Genomic DNA, 2,390 nt, shown 5'->3' on the forward strand with positions numbered 1-2,390 from the left:
CCCCCTAAGGCTAAATACTACTTAGTGACCGATAGCGCATAGTACTGTGAAGGAAAGGTGAAAAGGACCCCGGGAGGGGAGTGAAAGAGAACCTGAAACCCTGTGTCTACAAGCTGTGGGAGCACCTTATGCGTGCAACCGCGTACTTTTTGTAGAACGGTCCGGCGAGTTACGCTTACTGGCAAGGTTAAGCACTTCAGGTGCGGAGCCGTAGGGAAACCAAGTCTTAAGAGGGCCTTAAGTCAGTAGGAGTAGACCCGAAACCGGGTGATCTACCCATGTCCAGGATGAAGCTGCCGTAAGAGGCAGTGGAGGTCCGGACCCACATCCGTTGAAAAGGGTGGGGATGAGGTGTGGGTAGGGGAGAAATTCCAATCGAACCCGGAGATAGCTGGTTCTCCTCGAAATAGCTTTAGGGCTAGCCTCGGTCATGAGTCTTGTGGAGGTAGAGCACTGAATTTCCTAGGGGGCGTCAAAGCCTACCGAAGAATATCAAACTCCGAATGCCATGTAGATAAGACCGGGAGTCAGACCGCACGAGATAAGTTGGGCGGTCAAAAGGGAAAGAGCCCAGACCTTCAGTTAAGGTCCCAAAGTGTACGTTAAGTGGAAAAGGATGTGGGGTCTCGAAGACAACCAGGATGTTGGCTCAGAAGCAGCCATCCATTCAAAGAGTGCGTAATAGCTCACTGGTCGAGAGGCCCTGCGCCGAAAATGTCCGGGGCTGAAACGTACCACCGAAACTAAGGGATCCGCAAGGATCGGTAGAGGAGCATTGCATGCGGGAGGAAGCAGTACCGTAAGGAGCTGTGGACTGCATGGAAGAGAGAATGCCGGAATGAGTAGCGAGATAAAGGTGGGAATCCTTTAGGCCGAATATCCAAGGTTTCCAGGGTAAAGCTGATCTGCCCTGGGTAAGTCGGGGCCTAAGGCGAGGACGAGAGTCGTAGCCGATGGACAACAGGTGGAGATTCCTGTACTGCGGTATGACAGAACTGTGGGGACACGTAAGGAGAGCGGAAGCCGGGAATGGAAAGCCCGGTGCAAGCGGGGTACCAGCCACTTTGGCAAATCCGGGTGGCAATGGGAAGCCGTGATGCGGAGCGAAATACAAGTAGCGAAGTCCGTGAGCCATGCGTCAAGAAAAGCCGCTATTGTTTATACCGTACCCGTACCGTAAACCGACACAGGTGGATGAGGAGAGAATCCTAAGGCCGGCGGAAGAAGCATTGTCAAGGAACTCGGCAAAATGACCCCGTAACTTCGGGAGAAGGGGTGCCTGTGAGAACAGGCCGCAGAGAATAGGCTCAAGCAACTGTTTAGCAAAAACACAGGTCTATGCGAAACCGAAAGGTGAGGTATATGGGCTGACGCCTGCCCGGTGCTGGAAGGTTAAGAGGAGAGGTTAGCGCAAGCGAAGCTTTGAATTTAAGCCCCAGTAAACGGCGGCCGTAACTATAACGGTCCTAAGGTAGCGAAATTCCTTGTCGGGTAAGTTCCGACCCGCACGAAAGGCGTAATGATTTGAGCGCTGTCTCGACAATGCATCCGGTGAAATTGAAGTACCAGTGAAGATGCTGGTTACCTGCGCCAGGACGGAAAGACCCCATGGAGCTTTACTCCAGTTTGGTACTGGGGTCCGGTATTGCATGTACAGGATAGGTGGGAGGCTGAGAAACGGTAACGCCAGTTGCCGCGGAGCCGCTGTTGGGATACCACCCTTGCAGTACTGGGCTTCTAACCAGCCGCCGTGAACCGGCGGTGGGACAATGCCAGACGGGGAGTTTGACTGGGGCGGTCGCCTCCGAAAGGGTATCGGAGGCGCCCAAAGGTTCCCTCAGAATGGACGGAAACCATTCGAAGAGTGCAAAGGCAGAAGGGAGCTTGACTGCGACACCGACGGGTGGAGCAGGTACGAAAGTAGGGCTTAGTGATCCGGTGGTATTAAGTGGGAATGCCATCGCTCAACGGATAAAAGCTACCCTGGGGATAACAGGCTTATCACTCCCAAGAGTTCACATCGACGGAGTGGTTTGGCACCTCGATGTCGGCTCATCGCATCCTGGGGCTGTAGTAGGTCCCAAGGGTTGGGCTGTTCGCCCATTAAAGCGGTACGCGAGCTGGGTTCAGAACGTCGTGAGACAGTTCGGTCCCTATCCGGCGTGGGCGTAGGATATCTGAGAGGAGCTGTCCTTAGTACGAGAGGACCGGGATGGACGGACCGCTGGTGTACCGGTTAGACTGCCAAGTCTACGGCCGGGTAGCCAAGTCCGGAAGGGATAAACGCTGAAGGCATCTAAGCGTGAAGCCCCCCTCAAGATGAGATGTCCCATTCGAAAGAAGTAAACCCCCTTGAAGACGACGAGGTAGATAGGGCAGGGGTGGAAGTG

General features: G+C 54.3%; 1 rRNA gene. It reads left to right on the forward strand.

The features are described 5' to 3' along the window. Nucleotides 1-2,390: ribosomal RNA gene (locus OCV70_RS18770) — 23S ribosomal RNA — on the forward strand; the annotation flags it as partial.

It is taken from the genome of Blautia acetigignens (assembly GCF_025566865.1).
GTDB lineage: Bacteria > Bacillota > Clostridia > Lachnospirales > Lachnospiraceae > Blautia_A > Blautia_A acetigignens.